This is a genomic window from Bifidobacterium aquikefiri, assembly GCF_002259795.1.
Lineage (GTDB): Bacteria > Actinomycetota > Actinomycetes > Actinomycetales > Bifidobacteriaceae > Bombiscardovia > Bombiscardovia aquikefiri.
Genome location: NZ_MWXA01000007.1, coordinates 82591 through 100824 on the forward strand (window position 1 = coordinate 82591; position 18234 = coordinate 100824).

The window sequence follows — 18234 nt, forward strand, 5'->3', positions numbered from 1 at the left end:
CCGAGCGCAGCGCGGGGGTAGCAAGGTGCACTAGGATTATCACCATGGACGGCGATGCTGGCGTTACATCGCCTGAAGCTTAATTATGTATTACATATATGTATTACAATATTAGAAGTGGAAAGATTTCATGCACGAGGAGAATGACCTGGCAGTCCACCCACGGGTTCGCGAGCGACATCCCGAGATCAAGGAGGAGGATGTGCTTGCCGCTTGGAGATCCGCACTGCTCTCCGCTCCCAGGATGAACGGTACAGGTTCGTGGATCACAGTCGGAGTAGATGGCCGGGGAAGGCTCCTGGAGATGGTGTCTGTTCGCAATGGTGAAGGGAAGTGGCTTGTCTATCATGCGATGACACCGCCTTCGAGGAAGACCATGAATGTATTGAAATCAGCAGGGAGGAAAGCATGAACCGCGAGGAAATCAACAGGATGTTCGGCGTGACCGATCAGCAGCTCGACTCCATGGCTGAGGAATACGAGAACGGCACATGGAAGGGTCATGTCGGACTCGTCAAGCCGGGACGCCCTAGAGTGTTCGACGAAGAGTTGGAGACTATTTCGTTCCGCATCCCCAAGTCTCGTGTGGAGGAAATCGACAGGAGCGCAAAAGCTCGTGGCGAGTCCCGCTCCCAATTCCTGCGCCGCACCATTGACCAAGCACTGCCGGTCTGACGTCGGTGCGCGCCACCCTCCCGTCACACCCCGAGCGGATCAGCCCCCCACGTCATCTCGAACCTGCCTTTCCCCGTCATCCCGAGCGGGCACACATCCTTCCCGTCATCCCGAGCGGAGCGTAGCCCGTGCATCAATACCGTGCGCCACCCCCGTGCGCACCTTCTTCGTCATCCCGAGCGCCACTCTCCCCAACGTCATCCCGAGCGAAGCGCAGCGGAGCCGAGGGATCTTTGCACTTGGCACCCAATGGGGTGAGATCCCTCCCCTCGACTCACTTCGTTCGCTCAGGGCAGGCTGACTACGGCGCTACGCGCCTTCGCTCGAGATGACAGGATTGGGGTCTATCTCGCTACTTCAGAGCGGAAATGATGTTCTTTGAGATGGTTTCAACCTCGCCAACGCCGTCGACTTCGACCAGAGCGCCACGCTTTTTGTAGATTGCCAGCAATGGCTCAGTTTCATGGGCATAGACATCGAGCCGTTTGGCAATAATCTCAGGCGTATCGTCTGCGCGGCCCTCGATTTCGGCACGCTTCTTCATACGCTCAATCAAGACCTGGCGATCGGCGTTCAACGCGACGGCATGATCCAATGGTGTGCCTAGCTCTTCAAGAATTGTGTCAAGCGCTTCCACCTGGGACGCGTTACGCGGGTATCCATCAAGGACCCAGCCGTTCTTCGCATCATCCTTGGCAAGGCGATCCTTCACAATTTTGTTGGTGAGCTCATCGGGAACAAGCAGCCCCTTGTCAATGAATGCCTTGGCTTCGAGTCCGAGCGGCGTTTCATTCTTCAGGTTGTAGCGGAAAATATCGCCTGTGGAGATGGCAGGAATGTTGAAATACTTGCTCAGCAGTTCGGCCTGTGTGCCCTTGCCAACGCCTTGTGGTCCCATGATCAGTAATCTCATTGCTTTTACCTTTTCTCTTAACGATGTTGAGTTCAACGGTTATTTTCGATGATATGTGGTTCACCGATGTTTAAATCCATGATGAATCAATTATTCAAGAATGCCGCAAACAGTATTGCCACGCAAACAATCAATCAGCAGTTGAGCCAAGTACCAAAGTTCACAGACTCATAGGCGCATAACCCGATACATCCACAACCTGAGCATCACAGCCACATGCGCTGACTACTCATACAACAATGCCCCGGCAACCATGGCCGGGGCATTGAAAGATCAGCCTTCCTTATGGTCGGTATCCTCGAAGAGGAATCCGGCATATTGGAACTGCTCGGTCTGAGCCTTAGCCTGACGGAGCGTATCCAAGCCGACACCCGCGATGATCAGAATCGTGGTGCCACCGAATGGAAGCTTGGTTCCAAGCTTCAGGCTCATGATCAGCACCGTAGGAATCAGGGCGACGAAGAGCAAATATACGGCACCAACCGTATTCAGACGATTCATAACATAATTCAGATATTGGCTGGTTGCTCGACCTGCACGAATACCCGGGATGAAGCCACCGTATTCCTTCATGTTGTCTGCGGTTTCGTCGGGGTTGAAGGTGATCGAGGTGTAGAAGAAGCAGAAGAATACAATCATCAACGCATAGAGGCAGATGTACCATACCGAGGTTGTGCTGGCAAGGTTGGTGTTAATCCACGAAACCCAGCTCTGCTCCGTGTTGCCGAATTGAGCGATAAGCGTTGGAATTGCGAGAATGGAAGATGCAAAGATTGGCGGAATAACACCAGACATATTGATCTTCAATGGCAGATAGGTTGATGAACCACCGTATTGCTTGCGGCCGATCATGCGACGCGTGTATTGCACAGGAATGCGACGCTGGGCAAGTTCAACATAGACGACGAATACGAGGATAACGATCAGCACACCAGTGATGATGCCGAACTTGGTCCAATTGCCGTTCTTGCCAGTGGTACCCCAACCGATGGCCCAGAGCTGTGGAAGGAAGCCGGAGCAGATCGACATGAAGATCAGCACAGACATACCATTGCCGATGCCCTTCTCGGTGATGAGCTCTGCCATCCACATGATCAGACCAGTGCCACCAGTCATGATCAGAATCATGACGATCAGGTTCCATGGTGAAGAGTCAGGAATGACCTGGCCGGTGCAGGCATAATTGAAGAGCGCACCAGAACGTGCAGTGACCAGAATCGTGGTCGACTGCAGAACTGCCAGACCGATGGTCATGTAACGGGTGTACTGCGTGAGCTTTGCCTCGCCGGACTGCCCCTCTTTGTGCAGCGCCTCGAATCGAGGAATGACCACACGAAGCAGCTGAACCACGATGGAAGCGGTGATGTATGGCATGATGCCCAGCGCAAAGATGGAAAGCTGCAGGAGCGCGCCACCCGAGAAGAGGTTCACAAGACCGATGAAGTCTTCGCTGCCAGTCGACGTAATGCACTGCTGCACTACCTTGTAGTCAACGCCAGGTGTAGGTATGAACGAACCTATGCGATAGACGATAATGATTCCGAGGACGAAGAGGATTTTATTCCTCAACTCCTTCGTCCTAAAAGCTTGAATTAGCGTCCGCACCTGGATCCTCCTAAAGCATTCTGAACGCACAGCGCATGATGCACCGACACACTAGTGTATGAGTCTAGCCGAAAGTTCTGAATAACACACATACACATGATAATAAAATGACCCTTCGCGTTTTGACGGATGGGTTCACGCCGATTCGTGAATATCATCTGCCCGAATTATATCGAGCAAAGCATCCGTCAGCCCGAGCAGCCTCCGGTTATCCCGAGCAAACCCACCATCATGAACAAGCCCATCATCACGGACTAGTGTTCCTGCCAGCCACCAAACTAGTGTTCATGTCATCCCGAGCGGAGCGTAGCGGAGTCGAGGGATCTCATTCCGCGGGATACCAACAGCGGAGATCCCTCGACTCGCTACGCTCGCTCGGGATGACAAAATGGTCTATCGCTCGCTCGGGATGACAGAAAAAGGGGGCCGCTAGGGACGACGGAGGGACGGGGGGATTACAAAAATGACCCTCCCCAAGCAGGGGAGGGTCAGGAACCACCACAATTTTCATCCCCGATGACGTATCAGTCTTCGGAAACAGAACCTCCAGCGGTTTCAATCTTGGTCTTGGCCGAAGCCGAAACCTTGACACCCTTGATGGTAACGGCTGCGGAGATATCTCCATCGCCGAGAACCTTCACCGGGTATCCTGAGCGCACAGCGCCCTTTTCTACGAGTGCCTCGACGGTAATGTCTCCACCCTTCGGGAAGAGCTCAGCAAGTGCGCCAACATTGACGACCTGGAACTGCTTCTTGAATGGGTTCTTGAAACCGCGGAGCTTCGGCAGACGCATGTAGAGAGGCAGCTGGCCACCTTCAAATCCTGGACGGACCTGGTAGCGAGCCTTGGTGCCCTTGGTGCCACGTCCAGAGGTCTTACCCTTTGAACCTTCACCACGGCCTACACGGATTCTGTTCTTCTTCGCACCCTCTGCAGGACGAAGATCATGCATCTGAATGATGCTTGGATCGCCCGACTTGGTATCTTCTGTGGAAGTTGTTGCTTCAGTTGTAGATGCCATAATCAGTCCACCTCCTCAACGGTGACCAGGTGACGAACAGCGTGTGCCATGCCACGATACACAGGTGTATCTTCACGAACAACGCTCTGCCCGATCTTGTGCAGACCTAGCGAGAGAACATTGTTTTTCTGACGAGCTGTCTGGTTGACAAAGCCCTTGACAAGTGTGATCTTGATTTGCTTAGTCATCACTCACCATCTTTCTGCTCAGCAGCAGCAGCCTTGGCCTTGGCCTCTTCGCGCTCCTTGCGAGCCTCGGCAATGCCCTCTGCACGTGCACGAAGCAGTGCGTCAGGAGCAACCTGCTCAACGGTAAGACCACGGCGAGCCGCGATCTCTTCTGGCTCTTCAAGCTGCTGCAAAGCTGCAACAGTTGCACGAACCATGTTGATGGCAGTTGCGGATCCCATTGACTTACTCAGGATGTCGGTGATGCCGGCGCACTCAAGGACTGCACGAACCGGACCGCCGGCAATAACGCCGGTTCCCGGAGCAGCTGGACGAAGCAGCACGGTACCAGCTGCCTCATGCCCGATAACAGGATGAGTCACAGTACCACGAACACGTGGAACAGTGAACATGTTCTTCTTCGCATCAAGCTGACCCTTGGCAATTGCAGCAGGAACCTCACGGGACTTGCCATAGCCAACGCCAACGGTGCCCTTGCCATCGCCAACAACTACGAGAGCTGCAAAGCTGAAGGTACGACCACCCTTGTGAACCTTAGCAACACGGTTGATGGTAACAACGCGGTCGAGCAGTTCGTCACGGTTGTCGTCACGATCCTTGCGACCACGACGGCCTTCTCCACGGCGTCCCTCGCCACGACCACCACGACGACCACGGCGGTCGTCATTACGGTTGTCATTGCGATTATCGCTGCGGCCTTCATTGGTGGAAGCACCCTGTGCCGACTGAGTTTCGTCAGCCACCTTGGTGTCCTTTGTATTCTGGTTGTCGCTCACAGTGCCAAACCTCCCTCACGGGCTCCGTCTGCAACAGCTGCGACGCGTCCATGATACTTGTTGCCGCCACGGTCGAAGACAACCTCAGAAATACCTTTTTCCTGAGCCTTCTTCGCAACCAACTCGCCGACCTTCTTGGCAGCCTCGGTCTTGTTCCCCTTGAAATCAGAGAAATCAGACATCAGTGTGGACTCGCTGACCAGAGTCAGGCCCTTGGAATCATCAACGATCTGAGCGATCATGTTGCGGTTCGATCGGGTGATGACGAGACGTGGACGTGTTGCCGTTCCTACCACACTCTTGCGCAGGCGGGCATGACGGCGGATACGAGCGACGCTCTTACCCTTACCGAAAATCTTGACTGTCATGGTTACTTACCAGCCTTTCCAGCCTTGCGAATGATGTGTTCGTTATCATATTTGATTCCCTTGCCCTTGTAAGGTTCGGGAGCGCGGAGCTTGCGGATGTTTGCAGCAACCTGGCCAACAGTCTGCTTGTCCGTTCCATGCACGATGACCTCGTTGGCGTTGGGCAGCTCGAAAGTGATGCCCTCCGGAGGATCGACCGTAATGGTGTGCGAGTATCCAAGGAAGAACTCGAGGCCCTTGCCCTTGGCGACCACGCGGTAACCGGTTCCGATGATCATCAAGTGCTTAGAGAAGCCCTCGTGAACACCCTGAACCATTGAAGCAATGATCGAGCGGCTCAAACCGTGGTTTGCACGGGTTGGACGCAGATCGTCCGAGGCTTCCAAGGTGATGGTGCCATCTTCGAACTTTCCTGTAATACCTTCAGGAATAGTGTAAGAATCGGAACCCTTGGAGCCCTTAGCGGTGAATTCCTGTCCCTTGATCGCGACTTCGACGCCAGCCGGAACGGCGATAGGGAGCTTACCAATATGTGATGCCATGAGTTAGCTCTCCTTTCTCACCAAACGTAGGCGACAATTTCGCCGCCGATGCCCCGGTCGAGGCATTCCTTTTGAGTCAGCAATCCGGCACTTGTCGAAATGATTGCAATGCCGAGTCCACCCAATGGCATGGGCAGTGAGTCAGACTTTGCATAACGACGAAGGCCAGGCTTGGAAACGCGCTTGATGCCCTGAAGGCTGCGCTCTCCGGTCGGGCCATACTTGAGCGTTACCTCAAGAGTCTGGCCAACCTTTGCCTCTTGTGCCGAATAATTTGAGATAAATCCTTCACGCTGAAGAATCTGGGCGATATTCGCCTTGAATTTTGAATACGGCATTTGAACAGTCTCGTGTTTTGCCGCACTCGCATTGCGCAGACGCGTAAGCATGTCTGCGATTGGATCTGTCATTGTCATGTGGGCTTATGCCCTTCCTCGCCGTGGTTTCCGCCGCTCACCGAATTGAATTCCGATGAGCCGCGGACCTTCAGCGTCGATGTTTACCAACTGGACTTCGTAACTCCGGGCAGTTCACCACGGTGGGCCTTCTCGCGAAGGCAGATGCGGCACAGGCCGAATTTGCGATAGACGGAGTGGGGACGACCGCAAACCTGGCAACGTGTATAGTCACGCACCTTGAACTTGGGCTTTGCGGCCGCTTTGTTCTTAAGAGCGGTTTTTGCCATATCAGTTCTCCTTGAAGGGGAAGCCAAGGTGCTTCAGGAGCACGCGAGCTTCCGCATCTACCTTCGTGGTGGTGACAACGGTGATGTCCATACCACGCTGGTGATCAATCTCGTCTGGATCAATCTCATGGAACATCGACTGTTCTGTGAGACCAAAGTTGTAATTGCCGTTGCCATCAAACTGCTTGCCGCTGATACCGCGGAAATCGCGGATTCTTGGCAGAGCCAGGGTGAGCAGACGATCGAGGAATTCCCACATGCGATCGCCGCGAAGCGTCACATACGCACCAATGGCCTGACCTTCACGCAGATGGAACTGTGCGACGGACTTCTTTGCCTTGGTGACCTTGGGCTTCTGGCCGGTGATTGCGGTGAGATCCCTGATTGCGCCTTCGATGAGCTTCGAGTCACGTGCTGCGGCTCCGACCCCCATGGAGACGACGATCTTCTCGAGACGTGCAACGCGCATCGGGTTGGAATACTTGAATTCCTTCTCGAGCTCAGGAACGATGGCCTCGTTGTATTGCTTCTTGAGACGTGGAACTGCAGGTGCTTCTACAGCAGTAGATGTTGCTTCGCTCATGCCAGCTCCTTTCCTGACTTCTTTGCAACGCGTGTGCGCAAAGTCTTAACCTTGCCGTCACGTGCCTCTTCCGTGACCTTGATTCCCACGCGGGTGGGAGCCTTGGTCTCGGGATCAACAACCATGACGTTTGAACGATGGATTGGGGCTTCAACCGAAACAATGCCCGACTGCTGACCCTGCTGAGTCGCACGAACATGCTTCTTGACAATCTGCACACCCTCGACAATGAGACGGTCATTGCTGAGGATACGGGTTACCTTGCCCTCTTTGCCGCGATCCTTGCCACGAATAACCTTGACTTGGTCGCCTGTTTTGATCTTCGCTACCATCTCAGATCACCTCCGGTGCGAGAGACACGATCTTCATGAAGCGCCTGTCACGGAGCTCACGACCGACCGGTCCGAAAATACGCGTACCACGAGGTTCACGACCTGAACCGAGGATAACAGCTGCATTCTCATCGAATTTGATGTAGGAGCCATCTGGACGACGGTGCTCCTTTACTGTACGGACGATAACGGCCTTGACCACTTCGCCCTTCTTGACCGACCCTCCGGGAATGGCATCCTTAACGGAGGCGACGATAACATCGCCGATGCCGGCATAGCGTCGCTTCGATCCACCGAGCACTCGGATGGCCAAGATCTCCTTGGCACCCGTGTTGTCGGCGACATGAAGCCGCGATTCCTGCTGAATCATTGATTCTCCTTAGCCGAGCTGGTTCTCCCTGCACACCACCTGGAAACCCGGGCGGTGTGCACGGAGCCTTGCCGAACTTGTTTACTTAGCGCGCTCGACGATTGATTCGAGACGCCAACGCTTGGTCTTGCTCAGTGGACGAGTTTCCATGATACTCACGAGATCACCCAAGTGAGCATCATTCTTCTCGTCATGAACCTTGACCTTACGAGTGGAACGCACGACCTTGCCATACAGCGGGTGGGTCGAACGCTGCTCGAGCTCGACGGTGATCGTCTTGTCCATGGTTTCAGACACGACGTATCCACGACGAACCTTGCGGAAGTTACGCTCTTGCTTTTCAGCCATGCTTACTTCTCCTCAGCTTCACTAGCGGTGTTGTCACCCTCAGCAGGGGTAGGACTGATGCCGAGTTCGCGTTCGCGAAGAATGGTATACATTCTTGCGATGTCGTGCTTGACTGCCTTGATCCTGGTCTGATTGTCGAGCTGACCGGTTGCGGCCTGGAAGCGCAGGTTGAAGAGCTCTTCCTTTGACTTCTTGAGGAAGCCTTCAATTTCCGTGTTGGTCTTCTCGCCGAGGGTCTTGATTGTGTATTCAGCTGTTCCGACTGACATCAGATGTCACCGCCTTCACGAGCGATAATTCTGCATTTCATTGGTAATTTGTCGATTGCACGGCGCAGAGCCTCGCGAGCGACATCCTCGGTAACGCCACCGATCTCGAACATAACGCGACCTGGGTGAACGTTAGCGATCCAGAACTCAGGCACACCCTTGCCGGAACCCATTCGGGCACCGAGTGCATGCTTGGTGAGTGGACGATCAGGGAAGATCGTGATCCACACACGACCGCCACGCTTGATGTAACGGGTCATGGCGATACGTGATGCTTCAATCTGACGATTGGTGACATAGGCAGGAGCAAGAGCCTGGATTCCGTAATCGCCGAAAGCGATTTCGTTCCCGCCCTTGGACATCCCCCGACGAGTCGGGCGTTGCTGCTTGCGGTATTTTGTCCTCTTTGGGATAAGCATCAGCTCACTCCTTTGCTTCTGTTGTCGCAGGTGCGGCAGCTGCTGCCGGCTGAGCCGGTGCGGCTTGCGGAGCAGCGTTCTGCTGAGTCTGCTGACCGCGACCTTCTGACGGACGTGAGCCTCTACGTGGGCGGCGGTCACCACGGCGGCCCTGTCGACCACCCTGCTGAGCCTGCTGCTCTTCGAATTCACGTTCGGTCATGTCACCCTTGTAAATCCAAACCTTGACGCCAATGCGGCCATAGGTCGTACGGGCTTCAAAGAATCCGTAATCAATGAGTGCACGCAGAGTCTGCAGAGGCACGCGGCCTTCACGATAGAACTCCGAACGGCTCATCTCAGCTCCACCAAGACGACCGGAGAGCTTGATACGGATACCCTTGGCGCCTGCACGCATGGCATCCTGCTGTGCCTTGCGCATTGCACGGCGGAAGGTCACACGATTGGTGAGCTGTTCCGCAATGCCCTGAGCGACAAGCTGAGCATCCAACGTTGCATTCTTGACTTCGAAGATATTGAGCTGAACCTGTTTGCCGGTCAGCTTCTCGATCTTTGCACGAACGCGCTCTGCCTCTGCACCACGACGACCAATGACGATGCCTGGACGTGCGGTGTGGATATCGACGCGAACGCGGTCACGGGTACGCTCGATGATCACGCGGGACACGCCTGCGCGCTCGAGGTCCTTGTTCATGACCTTGCGAATCTTGTCATCTTCGAGAACGAAATCACGGTAACGTTCACCGGACTTGTTGGAGTCCGAGAACCACTTGCTGCGATGATCCTCGGTAATGCCGAGTCGATACCCGAACGGGTTAATCTTCTGTCCCATTATCGGGCTCCTTCCTTGTCGGCCACTACCACGGTGATATGACTGGTCCTCTTGTTGATGCGCGCTGCGCGGCCCTGTGCACGTGCACGGAAACGCTTCAATGTAACGCCCTCATCAACGTAAGTCTCAGTGATCACAAGATTGTTCTCGTGGAACGCCTCGTTGGCCTTATCGGCCTTGACGCGGGCATTCGCAATCGCGCTCTCCAGGGCCTTGCGAACGGGAACCGCCGCATCCTGTGGAGCGAATTTGAGAATGGTCACAGCCTCACTCGCCTGCTTGCCTCGGATGAGGTTGACCATGCGGCGAGCCTTGCGCGGCGCCACGCGTACGTGACGAGCGATTGCTTTAGCTTCCATGTGTCTCTACTCTTCCTCGCCTCAGCGGCGTACTTTCTTGTCGTCCTTCACATGCCCCTTGAAGGTGCGGGTTGGCGCAAATTCTCCGAGCTTGTGGCCAACCATTGCCTCGGTGACGAACACCGGAACATGCTTACGACCATCGTGAACAGCGAAAGTGTGTCCGATGAAATCAGGAGTGATCATCGACCTGCGTGACCACGTCTTGATAACGTTCTTCGTACCCTTTTCGTTCTGCTCGTCGACTTTCTTCTGCAAGTGGGCGTCGACGAATGGGCCCTTCTTGATGCTTCGAGTCATCTTTTCGACACTCCCTTACTTACGGTTCTTGCCACTGGTACGACGACGAACAATCATCTTGTTCGAAGCCTTCTTAGGATGACGTGTACGAACCTCACCCTTGCCCCAAGGCGAAACCGGCGGCTTGCCACCGCGCGTACGACCACCATGTGGATGGTCTACAGGATTCATTGATTCACCACGTGTGATAGGACGCTTGCCTACCCAACGTGCACGACCGGCCTTACCCAACTCAAGGTTGGCATGATCGGAGTTACCGACCTCACCAATCGTTGCGCGGCAACGTGCATCCACGTTTCTGATTTCTCCGGATGGCATACGCAACTGAGCGAAAGCACCGTCCTTAGCAACCAGCTGAACTGCAGCACCTGCCGAACGAGCAATCTTTGCTCCACCAAGTGGACGAAGCTCGATTGCATGAACAACGGTACCTGTTGGGATATTGCGCAGAGGCAGGTTGTTGCCAGGCTTGATATCGGCCTCGGCACCGGTCTCGATGCGGTCGCCCTGGCTGATGCCTTCAGGAGCGACAATATAGCGCTTCTCACCATCAGCGAAATGCAACAGAGCAATACGAGCCGAACGATTTGGATCGTATTCGATATGCGCAACAGTTGCTGGTACGCCATCTTTGTCCCAACGCTTGAAATCGATGAGACGATACTGGCGCTTGTGGCCGCCACCACGATGACGGCTCGTGATACGGCCGTATGAGTTACGACCGCCAGTCTTGCTGAGTTTGCGCAGAAGCGACTTCTCAGGCGTCGAGCGCGTGATCTCGGAAAAATCCGAAACTGACGCATTGCGACGGCCCGCAGTAGTCGGCTTATATGTGCGGATAGCCATAATGTAGTTCTTCCTAACTTTTGTCGGCTAGCCTTCAGTTGCCGAAGATATCAATCGTCTGACCTTCAGCAACGGTAACGATGGCGCGCTTTTGACCTGCACGCTGGCCGAAACCGGTGCGAGTGCGCTGCGTCTTGCCGCGACGGTTGAAGGTATTGACATTGGTTACCTTGACATTGAAGATCTGCTCAATTGCTTGCTTGATCTGAACCTTGTTGGAATTCGGGGCAACCACGAAAGTGTATTGGCCACGATCTGAATTCGCATAGCTCTTCTCGGAAACAACTGGCTTAATGATGACATCATGCAGTGGCTTGTGAATTGCTGACATGAGAATCAGGCCTCCTTGGCGAGCGCGGTCTCGGAACCGGTTTTCGCAGCGATGAAGGCATCGAAGCCATCCTTGCTGAAAACGAGATCCTGAGCGGTGACCACGTCGTATGTGTTGAGCTGATCTGCGAAGAGGACATGCACGGTTGGCAGGTTCCTTACGGAAAGCCATTCGTTGACATTCTCTCGTGCCAGAACCACAGTTGTGAAACGCTGTTCGACAACTTGAAGCAGCACTGCATTCGCAGTCTTTGTGGATGGTGCATCAGAGATACCGAAATCAACAATATGCACGCGACCTGCATTTGCACGATCAGAAAGCATGTAGCGAAGTGCTGCGGCTTTCATCTTCTTTGGAGTGCGCTGTGCATAATCACGAGGCACTGGTCCGTGGACGATCGCGCCACCAGCCCATTGTGGAGAACGAATCGAACCCTGACGAGCACGACCGGTTCCCTTCTGCTTCCATGGCTTGCGACCACCACCGGAAACGGTGGAGCGAGTCTTGACCGAATGCGTGCCCTGACGAGCAGCCGCAAGCTGGGCCACGACTACCTGGTGCACCAGTGGGATGTGATTTTGAATATCTTCAGATGAAATTCCGAACAGGTCCTCGGGTGCTTCCACAGAAGAAGTGGTCTTGCCCGAACCATCGGTAACGTTCAGAGAAATGTTAGCCATGATTTCAGGCTCCCTTCACTGCGGAACGAACGAGAACGATGCTGCCCTTTGGCCCTGGAACAGCGCCCTTGACGGCGATGACTCCATTGGCTGAATCTGCGGAAACGATTGTCAGATTCAACGTCGTTGCGGTCTCATTGCCCATGCGGCCAGCCATGTGCTTGCCCTTGAGAATGCGGCCTGGAGTGGCGCATGCGCCAACTGAACCTGGACGACGTTCGTTTTTGTGTGAACCGTGGGTACGACGATAGGACTTGAAGCCCCAACGCTTGATGGTTCCTGCGAAGCCCTTGCCCTTGCTGGTGCCTGTGACATCAACCTGAGCGCCTTCGGGAAGCAGTTCCACGGTCAGCTCCTGACCTGGCTTGTAGTTTTCGGCGTCCTCGGTGCGAACCTCAACGAGGTGGCGACGAGGAGTGACACCGGCCTTGGCAAAATGGCCAGCGAGTGGCTTGGTCACCTTGAGTGGGTCGATCTGTCCGTAACCGATCTGGACGGCATGATAGCCGTCAGACGCTTCGGTCTTGACAGCGGTGACAACATTGGTGGAGACGTCCACCAGAGTCACTGGAACGAAGAAGCCGTTCTCGTCCCAGACTTGCGACATACCTAGCTTCTTGCCAAGTAGCGCAGTGCGATGTGCTTGCTGTGCAGTCATAACGGTTCCCTCCCCCCTAGAGCTTGATCTCGATATTGACATCTGCGGGCAGGTCGATATGCATCAATGAATCCACAGCCTTAGGTGTGGGATCAACGATATCGATGAGACGCTTATGTGTGCGCATCTCAAAGTGCTCACGAGAATCCTTGTATTTATGAGGAGAACGGATGACACAGAATACGTTCTTCTCTGTCGGCAGAGGAACTGGGCCAACAACTGTTGCACCCGCATTCGTCACTGTCTCGACAATTTTCTTCGCCGACTGGTCGATGACCTCATGGTCATAGGACTTAAGCCTGATGCGGATTTTCTGTCCCGCCATTGCCTTCCGCCCTTTCTTGCGATTGATTCTGATTAACAACCTATCTACGGGCACTGAAGGCAGGCAAACTGAGGCAAACTCAGCCGAGCCAAACCACATCAATGCGTGACCATGCAACAACCGCTTTCGCGACTGTTGTGCCACGCTCGCTTTTTTAATTACAAAGTGCGAGCCCAAAACAGGCAACTGCTCTATTAAAGCACAAGGTGCCCCTGACATAAACCGGGCGTGTCGCCGAGCCGCCGAGCGAACAGCCCGGTGAGCTGTTCATAGGCGAGGTGAGCAACCGCTAAGGTTGCGAAGATTGTGCGAAGCGCAATAATCAGCGAGGAAACCGCCCACCCCGCCAGCCAGACATCACCGTCATCCCGACCCCACTTCGTCATCCCGAGCGTAGTCGAGGGATCTCCACTCTTGACGGACTGTAGGGTGAGATCTCTCGACTCCGCTACGCTACGCTCGAGATGACAGAAGAGTAGGAACTACGCTCGAGAGGACTGGGGGACGGGAGCTACGCTCGAGATGACAAGGGAGTGGAAGTTATGCTCGAGAAAACAGGAAAAATGCAAGCACCTGACACAACCAAGTAAAACGCAAGCACCTGATACGACCGGGTAAAATGCAAGCACCTGACGACCGGGGAGGAAAGCAAGCTTTTCGAGTTTTGTTGCCTTTTTTTGGATGACTACCGCAATTCCTGCATCATTTTGGTCAGATATCTTAGTGAATTCGGTACTTATACTTCAAAAGTCAACCAAACTCGATATTGCGTCACAACCTCGCCAGAATATCGGCTCCAACTTCAGCTGTAGAACGTTTAGCGGCGGCCAATTCCTTGATATCTGCCTCCACTGCCGCTTCGATGCGGTCTGCGGGCTCGTCAATTCCCAAGTGGCGTAGCATCAGAGCCGTTGAGAGGATTGCTGCCGTAGGATTCGCGATGCCTTTGCCCGCAATGTCTGGAGCGGATCCATGGATTGGCTCGAACATTGATGGGTATTCATTGCTGGCATTGATGTTGCCTGATGCCGAGTATCCTACTCCCCCTACGACTGCGCCGGCTTCATCGGTAAGAATGTCACCGAAGAGATTATCTGTCAGGATCACATCGAAACGGCTTGGATCAGTAACGATAAATATGGTCGCCGCATCAACATGCTGATAGTCGGTCGTAACCTCGGGAAATTCCCTTGCAACGGCATTGACGATTCTTTGCCACATATCGCCGGCATTCGTGAGCACATTCTTCTTGTGCACCAGCGTCACATGCCTACGACGCTTCATCGCGAGCGCGAATGCGTATCGAACCACGCGTTCAACGCCGAATGCAGTATTAATGGACACTTCGGTCGCGACTTCGTGCGGGGTTCCTCGGCGAATAGCGCCACCGGCTCCAACGTAGAGTCCTTCCGTACCTTCGCGAACGACGACGAAATCGATCTTTCCCGGGTTGGCAAGCGGCGACTTCACTCCGTCATAGAGTCTAGATGGGCGAAGATTGATATATTGATCAAGCGCAAAACGAAGTTTCAGCAACAGGCCGCGCTCGATGATTCCCGCCTTGATGCGAGGATCACCAACGGCTCCAAGAAGAATGGCGTCCTTCGTCTTGATGCGTTCAAGCTCGTCGTCCGGCAGCGTAGATCCGTCACGAAGATATCGTTCTGCACCCAGATCGAAGGTCTCGTAATTGAAGTTCACGAGACCTTCGGTTGCTTTCTCCAGAACTGCCTGAGCTGGCGGGACAATTTCCTTGCCAATGCCATCGCCCGGAATGACGGCGATATTATATGTGCGATTTGATGCTTGTTCTGTGCTGTGAGTCATGTCTCATGACAATAGGCAGAATTATGCGCTGAGCAATGACGCAGTCCGAGTATTGGACATATCAGTCCCACATTGCGGTATGCGTGCGGCAGGGAGCGGGCAATCGCAACTGGCATTCACAACGATGAGCGCTGCGATGACCTTGACGGGACAGGCAGTGGTGAAGGTGGCTGGGCTGTGACCGCTACGGTGAAGTCGGCGACAATCTCCGCGAGGACATGCTATAGCCATAGCCATAGCTGACCGCGTCACATTGAAATGCCAGGTGCGCAGCCCATAATCGACAGACACCATGCCGTTTCGAAGCAGAGTTCCTCCCACTGCTTGTATCTTCCGGTGGTGCCGCCGTGACCGGCTTCGACCTCGATTTTTATGCAAACCTTTGCGCCGACTTCCGGCTCGCTCAGCCGTGCCGCCCATTTCAGCGGTTCGACATAGAGAACGCGGGTATCGTTCATGGAAGTCGTGATAAAGATCTGCGGGAAATGAGCCGTTCCGAAACGTTTCACGCGTTCCTCGGCGGTGGGCACATTCTCATATGGTGAATATGATCTCATATATTGATACACATCGGGATTGTGCAGCGGGTCTCCCCACTCATCCCATTCCGTGACGGTCAACGGCAGACTCGGATCCAGGATCGAGGTCAGGGCGTCAACGAATGGTACGTCCGCCTCGATGCCCGCATAGAGTTGCGGGGCCATATTCGCAATCGCCCCCATGAGCAGCCCGCCTGCGGAGCCGCCATTCGCCACCGTTCGATCAGGATCGGCGAAACCGGCTCTCTGCAAGGCTGCTGTCGCATCGATGAAGTCCTCGAAGGTGTGCTTCTTATTGAGTCTGCGACCTTGCTCGTACCAAGCCCTTCCCATTTCGCCGCCACCGCGCACATGTGGGAGCGCATAGAGCACGCCGCGATCGAGCATGCTGAGCCGGGCGACCGAGAACCCAGGATCCGAGCTGATTTCATAGGCGCCATAGCCCGTGATGAACATCGGGGATAGTGCTGAAGACGGTTCTGAAGATGGAACGGCGGATGGAACCGCATCGCGCGCGTCGGCATCGCCGGTCTCAGCGGTATCGCCGATCTCAGCAGTTTCCGTTGTTCGGATATCCGTAAGCAGAACATCCGTCATACCGCGATGACCGAATGCATCAAGGGCAGGTGCCATTCCCCTCTTCCACAACAGCGAGACCGGAATGCGAGCTGAGTCTCGCGCCTCAACCCAGACTTGGCATTCTGCATAGTCGTCGGGATTGAAATTGCCCATGACCTTCGCGCGTTTCAGGAGCACATCGCTCCCCGTTGCAGGGTCAAGTTCATGAAGTTCTGCAGGATTGGTGAAACTCGAGAACGAGTAGCGCAGACGGGGAACCTCATATGATGGATTGCCTGCTGTTCCAATCGAGAATAGAGCTTCACCCCGGGCGTCACCTCCCACAGGCTGAGGGATTATTTCCTTGAAATCCCAAGGCCTTTGCGCACGATAGTCCTCAATGGCCTGCTGCTTTGTTATGACCGCGAGATGCGTCAGGCTATTGGAGCGATAGCCCAGCGTGATGAAATGCTCATGGATATCAAGGCTCTCAATATTGAGGCCGCGCGCACCTTGCAAAATCTTCGGATTCTGCGGGTTTGAGTCCGGTGTATCAATCGGCAGGGTGGCCTGGCTGCCGCCATGCTCGCAACCATACTTGCTTCCCGCTGCAATGCACACTCCCTCGTTGAGCTGATATGGGGGTTTGTGGCTGCGCATGTCGATGATGTTGATTTGAAAATTCGGGTTCGTGACATTGTGGCATACCACCGCTATCGGGATGTCAGAGCCATCGTCGGCCGCTTTCTCGAAGCACGAGAAGCTGACATCATATTCGATGCCCTCATGCCTTGGAATGAAGGGGACGAAATCGCCCTCTGGAGTATCGATGGGAAGCATCAGCACTTCGCTGGTGGTTTTCGAACTGGTGCCGATGATGATATGACGCTCGTCGAAACTCAGGCCAACACCGACCCAGAAACGTTCGTCGTCTTCGTGCCAGACGCGGATATCCTCGCTTGTCGCACTGCCCACGCGGTGCCGCCACACCGAATCGGGACGCCATGCGTCATCCACGGTCACGTAGAAGACCCATGCTCCGTCAGGGGTGATGAGTCCTCCGGCCGACACCTGAGATATCTTTTCCGGCAGATCGCGCCCGGTTTTCAGATCCCTGATGAATAGGTCGTAGCGTTCGTTGCCTGTGATATCGACGCCATAGAGCAACCAGCGACCATCATTGCTCATGCTCATTCCGCCAATGCGGAAGAAATCATGGCCTTTGGACTCTGCATTGCTGTCGAAGACGATCTCTTCGCCTGGCAGGGAGCCGGGTTCTCCTTCTTCGTTGATCGTCGGAACGTTCCAGTCGCCGTCGCTGGCTATCGGAATCCGGCATTGGACCGCGTATTGTTGACCTTCGCGGGTTCGTGCAAAATACCAATAACCGTGTGAACGCAGCGGCACGGACATGTCAGTTTCCTGAATGCGGGATTTCAACTCATCGAAGAGTTCCTTGCGAGTGGATTCCAATGGTTTCATCACGGCTTGGCAGTACTCGTTTTCCGCCGAAACAAAGGATTGCGTGGCTTCAGCTTCTTTGTCTTTCATCCAGGCGTAATTGTCAACGAAATTTCCTCTCCCAGCGGTGCGAGTAGAAGGAGATTTTGGCGCGATGGGCCTCGAAAATTCACTCATGAGGGTCGATTATAAGCTGGCATTCCAAGTTTTGCGAACTTCCCAAGGCATATGGCATTAATTTTGGCTGAATGGCACGTGATTTCAACGATTGCAGGCACTTTATGCTTTGGAAAGTTCGCAAAACTTGAAAGTTCGATTATTTTGCGGCCTCTTTTGAGAAAAACCCGAGTATCAGCCCAAATTGGTGACGCCATTCCAACGTTTTTGGAACTATGATTTTGAAACCAGGCCGCAAAAAAACAA

27 protein-coding genes are annotated in these 18234 nt (G+C 54.3%); 2 read left to right on the plus strand and 25 right to left on the minus strand.

Annotated features, from left to right (window positions below):
- Positions 1-130: 130 nt before the first annotated feature.
- A complete protein-coding gene (locus BAQU_RS07720; RefSeq protein WP_094694419.1) occupies positions 131-412 on the plus strand; it encodes a hypothetical protein in 282 nt (93 codons plus the stop codon).
- A complete protein-coding gene (locus BAQU_RS07725) occupies positions 409-675 on the plus strand; it encodes a ribbon-helix-helix protein, CopG family (protein ID WP_094694421.1) in 267 nt (88 codons plus the stop codon). Before BAQU_RS07720 ends, BAQU_RS07725 begins: the two co-directional genes overlap by 4 nt.
- Positions 676-1027: 352 nt before the next feature.
- Here the strand turns inward: BAQU_RS07725 and BAQU_RS07730 are convergent, their stop codons facing one another.
- From BAQU_RS07730 to BAQU_RS07860, 25 genes are all read right to left on the minus strand, one after another.
- Positions 1028-1588 (minus strand): adenylate kinase, encoded by a 561-nt coding sequence (locus tag BAQU_RS07730; protein WP_094694423.1) that lies wholly within the window; start codon positions 1586-1588, stop codon positions 1028-1030.
- A gap of 273 nt (positions 1589-1861) precedes the next feature.
- Positions 1862-3193, minus strand: a complete 1332-nt coding sequence (gene secY, locus BAQU_RS07735; RefSeq protein WP_094694425.1) for a preprotein translocase subunit SecY — start codon at positions 3191-3193, stop codon at positions 1862-1864.
- Between the two features lie 524 nt (positions 3194-3717).
- Entirely contained in the window at positions 3718-4146 is a 429-nt protein-coding gene (gene rplO, locus BAQU_RS07740; protein WP_415447359.1) for a 50S ribosomal protein L15, read from the minus strand.
- Between the two features lie 71 nt (positions 4147-4217).
- Positions 4218-4403: a 50S ribosomal protein L30 gene (gene rpmD / locus BAQU_RS07745; RefSeq protein ID WP_094694429.1), complete on the minus strand. Its 186-nt coding sequence runs from the start codon at positions 4401-4403 to the stop codon at positions 4218-4220.
- The gene (gene rpsE, locus BAQU_RS07750; RefSeq protein WP_094694431.1) at positions 4403-5179 is read right to left on the minus strand and encodes a 30S ribosomal protein S5; all 777 of its coding nucleotides are present in this window, start codon (positions 5177-5179) and stop codon (positions 4403-4405) included. The genes rpmD and rpsE overlap by 1 nt, the downstream gene beginning before the upstream one ends.
- On the minus strand, positions 5176-5547 hold the full coding sequence (gene rplR, locus BAQU_RS07755) for a 50S ribosomal protein L18 (RefSeq protein WP_094694433.1): 372 nt from the start codon (positions 5545-5547) through the stop codon (positions 5176-5178). Before rplR ends, rpsE begins: the two co-directional genes overlap by 4 nt.
- A gap of 2 nt (positions 5548-5549) precedes the next feature.
- Positions 5550-6089 (minus strand): 50S ribosomal protein L6, encoded by a 540-nt coding sequence (gene rplF / locus BAQU_RS07760; RefSeq protein ID WP_094694435.1) that lies wholly within the window; start codon positions 6087-6089, stop codon positions 5550-5552.
- Positions 6090-6106: 17 nt separating this feature from the next.
- The gene (rpsH, locus tag BAQU_RS07765; RefSeq protein WP_094694437.1) at positions 6107-6505 is read right to left on the minus strand and encodes a 30S ribosomal protein S8; all 399 of its coding nucleotides are present in this window, start codon (positions 6503-6505) and stop codon (positions 6107-6109) included.
- 83 nt (positions 6506-6588) lie between these two features.
- Entirely contained in the window at positions 6589-6774 is a 186-nt protein-coding gene (locus BAQU_RS07770) for a type Z 30S ribosomal protein S14 (RefSeq protein WP_094694439.1), read from the minus strand.
- Position 6775: 1 nt separating this feature from the next.
- Positions 6776-7357: a 50S ribosomal protein L5 gene (gene rplE / locus BAQU_RS07775; protein WP_094694441.1), complete on the minus strand. Its 582-nt coding sequence runs from the start codon at positions 7355-7357 to the stop codon at positions 6776-6778.
- Complete coding sequence (gene rplX, locus BAQU_RS07780; RefSeq protein WP_094694442.1) at positions 7354-7689, minus strand: 50S ribosomal protein L24; 336 nt, start codon at positions 7687-7689, stop codon at positions 7354-7356. The genes rplE and rplX overlap by 4 nt, the downstream gene beginning before the upstream one ends.
- A 1-nt stretch (position 7690) precedes the next feature.
- Positions 7691-8059, minus strand: a complete 369-nt coding sequence (gene rplN, locus BAQU_RS07785) for a 50S ribosomal protein L14 (RefSeq protein ID WP_094694444.1) — start codon at positions 8057-8059, stop codon at positions 7691-7693.
- Positions 8060-8140: 81 nt separating this feature from the next.
- Positions 8141-8407 (minus strand): 30S ribosomal protein S17, encoded by a 267-nt coding sequence (gene rpsQ, locus BAQU_RS07790; RefSeq protein WP_094694446.1) that lies wholly within the window; start codon positions 8405-8407, stop codon positions 8141-8143.
- Positions 8408-8409: 2 nt separating this feature from the next.
- A complete protein-coding gene (gene rpmC / locus BAQU_RS07795; RefSeq protein ID WP_094694448.1) occupies positions 8410-8676 on the minus strand; it encodes a 50S ribosomal protein L29 in 267 nt (88 codons plus the stop codon).
- Positions 8676-9095 carry a 50S ribosomal protein L16 gene (gene rplP / locus BAQU_RS07800; RefSeq protein WP_094694450.1) on the minus strand — a complete coding sequence of 140 codons (420 nt, stop codon included), beginning with the start codon at positions 9093-9095 and terminating at the stop codon, positions 8676-8678. The genes rpmC and rplP overlap by 1 nt, the downstream gene beginning before the upstream one ends.
- 4 nt (positions 9096-9099) lie before the next feature.
- Positions 9100-9927 (minus strand): 30S ribosomal protein S3, encoded by an 828-nt coding sequence (gene rpsC / locus BAQU_RS07805; RefSeq protein ID WP_094694452.1) that lies wholly within the window; start codon positions 9925-9927, stop codon positions 9100-9102.
- The gene (rplV, locus tag BAQU_RS07810; RefSeq protein ID WP_094694454.1) at positions 9927-10286 is read right to left on the minus strand and encodes a 50S ribosomal protein L22; all 360 of its coding nucleotides are present in this window, start codon (positions 10284-10286) and stop codon (positions 9927-9929) included. The genes rpsC and rplV overlap by 1 nt, the downstream gene beginning before the upstream one ends.
- Before the next feature lie 21 nt (positions 10287-10307).
- Positions 10308-10586 (minus strand): 30S ribosomal protein S19, encoded by a 279-nt coding sequence (gene rpsS / locus BAQU_RS07815; protein WP_094694456.1) that lies wholly within the window; start codon positions 10584-10586, stop codon positions 10308-10310.
- 15 nt (positions 10587-10601) lie between these two features.
- Positions 10602-11432, minus strand: a complete 831-nt coding sequence (gene rplB / locus BAQU_RS07820) for a 50S ribosomal protein L2 (protein ID WP_094694458.1) — start codon at positions 11430-11432, stop codon at positions 10602-10604.
- 34 nt (positions 11433-11466) lie between these two features.
- Positions 11467-11763 (minus strand): 50S ribosomal protein L23, encoded by a 297-nt coding sequence (gene rplW / locus BAQU_RS07825; RefSeq protein WP_094694460.1) that lies wholly within the window; start codon positions 11761-11763, stop codon positions 11467-11469.
- Positions 11764-11768: 5 nt separating this feature from the next.
- Positions 11769-12443: a 50S ribosomal protein L4 gene (rplD, locus tag BAQU_RS07830; protein ID WP_094694462.1), complete on the minus strand. Its 675-nt coding sequence runs from the start codon at positions 12441-12443 to the stop codon at positions 11769-11771.
- Between the two features lie 4 nt (positions 12444-12447).
- On the minus strand, positions 12448-13101 hold the full coding sequence (gene rplC, locus BAQU_RS07835) for a 50S ribosomal protein L3 (protein ID WP_094694464.1): 654 nt from the start codon (positions 13099-13101) through the stop codon (positions 12448-12450).
- Positions 13102-13117: 16 nt separating this feature from the next.
- The gene (rpsJ, locus tag BAQU_RS07840) at positions 13118-13426 is read right to left on the minus strand and encodes a 30S ribosomal protein S10 (protein WP_003827292.1); all 309 of its coding nucleotides are present in this window, start codon (positions 13424-13426) and stop codon (positions 13118-13120) included.
- Between the two features lie 771 nt (positions 13427-14197).
- On the minus strand, positions 14198-15253 hold the full coding sequence (locus BAQU_RS07850; protein WP_094694468.1) for a 3-isopropylmalate dehydrogenase: 1056 nt from the start codon (positions 15251-15253) through the stop codon (positions 14198-14200).
- A 248-nt stretch (positions 15254-15501) separates the two neighbouring features.
- On the minus strand, positions 15502-17988 hold the full coding sequence (locus BAQU_RS07860; protein WP_094694472.1) for a S9 family peptidase: 2487 nt from the start codon (positions 17986-17988) through the stop codon (positions 15502-15504).
- Positions 17989-18234: the final 246 nt, after the last annotated feature.

Bases quoted from the DNA above. Each gene is read 5' to 3' on its own strand.
- BAQU_RS07720 (WP_094694419.1), top strand. From the start codon at position 131: ATGCACGAGGAGAATGACCTGGCAGTCCACCCACGGGTTCGCGAGCGA.
- BAQU_RS07725 (WP_094694421.1), top strand. From the start codon at position 409: ATGAACCGCGAGGAAATCAACAGGATGTTCGGCGTGACCGATCAGCAG.
- BAQU_RS07730 (WP_094694423.1), bottom strand. From the start codon at position 1,588: ATGAGATTACTGATCATGGGACCACAAGGCGTTGGCAAGGGCACACAG.
- rplO (WP_415447359.1), bottom strand. From the start codon at position 4,146: ATGCATGATCTTCGTCCTGCAGAGGGTGCGAAGAAGAACAGAATCCGT.
- rpmD (WP_094694429.1), bottom strand. From the start codon at position 4,403: ATGACTAAGCAAATCAAGATCACACTTGTCAAGGGCTTTGTCAACCAG.
- rplR (WP_094694433.1), bottom strand. From the start codon at position 5,547: ATGACAGTCAAGATTTTCGGTAAGGGTAAGAGCGTCGCTCGTATCCGC.
- rplF (WP_094694435.1), bottom strand. From the start codon at position 6,089: ATGGCATCACATATTGGTAAGCTCCCTATCGCCGTTCCGGCTGGCGTC.
- rpsH (WP_094694437.1), bottom strand. From the start codon at position 6,505: ATGACAATGACAGATCCAATCGCAGACATGCTTACGCGTCTGCGCAAT.
- BAQU_RS07770 (WP_094694439.1), bottom strand. From the start codon at position 6,774: ATGGCAAAAACCGCTCTTAAGAACAAAGCGGCCGCAAAGCCCAAGTTC.
- rplE (WP_094694441.1), bottom strand. From the start codon at position 7,357: ATGAGCGAAGCAACATCTACTGCTGTAGAAGCACCTGCAGTTCCACGT.
- rplX (WP_094694442.1), bottom strand. From the start codon at position 7,689: ATGGTAGCGAAGATCAAAACAGGCGACCAAGTCAAGGTTATTCGTGGC.
- rplN (WP_094694444.1), bottom strand. From the start codon at position 8,059: ATGATTCAGCAGGAATCGCGGCTTCATGTCGCCGACAACACGGGTGCC.
- rpsQ (WP_094694446.1), bottom strand. From the start codon at position 8,407: ATGGCTGAAAAGCAAGAGCGTAACTTCCGCAAGGTTCGTCGTGGATAC.
- rpmC (WP_094694448.1), bottom strand. From the start codon at position 8,676: ATGTCAGTCGGAACAGCTGAATACACAATCAAGACCCTCGGCGAGAAG.
- rplP (WP_094694450.1), bottom strand. From the start codon at position 9,095: ATGCTTATCCCAAAGAGGACAAAATACCGCAAGCAGCAACGCCCGACT.
- rpsC (WP_094694452.1), bottom strand. From the start codon at position 9,927: ATGGGACAGAAGATTAACCCGTTCGGGTATCGACTCGGCATTACCGAG.
- rplV (WP_094694454.1), bottom strand. From the start codon at position 10,286: ATGGAAGCTAAAGCAATCGCTCGTCACGTACGCGTGGCGCCGCGCAAG.
- rpsS (WP_094694456.1), bottom strand. From the start codon at position 10,586: ATGACTCGAAGCATCAAGAAGGGCCCATTCGTCGACGCCCACTTGCAG.
- rplB (WP_094694458.1), bottom strand. From the start codon at position 11,432: ATGGCTATCCGCACATATAAGCCGACTACTGCGGGCCGTCGCAATGCG.
- rplW (WP_094694460.1), bottom strand. From the start codon at position 11,763: ATGTCAGCAATTCACAAGCCACTGCATGATGTCATCATTAAGCCAGTT.
- rplD (WP_094694462.1), bottom strand. From the start codon at position 12,443: ATGGCTAACATTTCTCTGAACGTTACCGATGGTTCGGGCAAGACCACT.
- rplC (WP_094694464.1), bottom strand. From the start codon at position 13,101: ATGACTGCACAGCAAGCACATCGCACTGCGCTACTTGGCAAGAAGCTA.
- rpsJ (WP_003827292.1), bottom strand. From the start codon at position 13,426: ATGGCGGGACAGAAAATCCGCATCAGGCTTAAGTCCTATGACCATGAG.
- BAQU_RS07850 (WP_094694468.1), bottom strand. From the start codon at position 15,253: ATGACTCACAGCACAGAACAAGCATCAAATCGCACATATAATATCGCC.
- BAQU_RS07860 (WP_094694472.1), bottom strand. From the start codon at position 17,988: ATGAGTGAATTTTCGAGGCCCATCGCGCCAAAATCTCCTTCTACTCGC.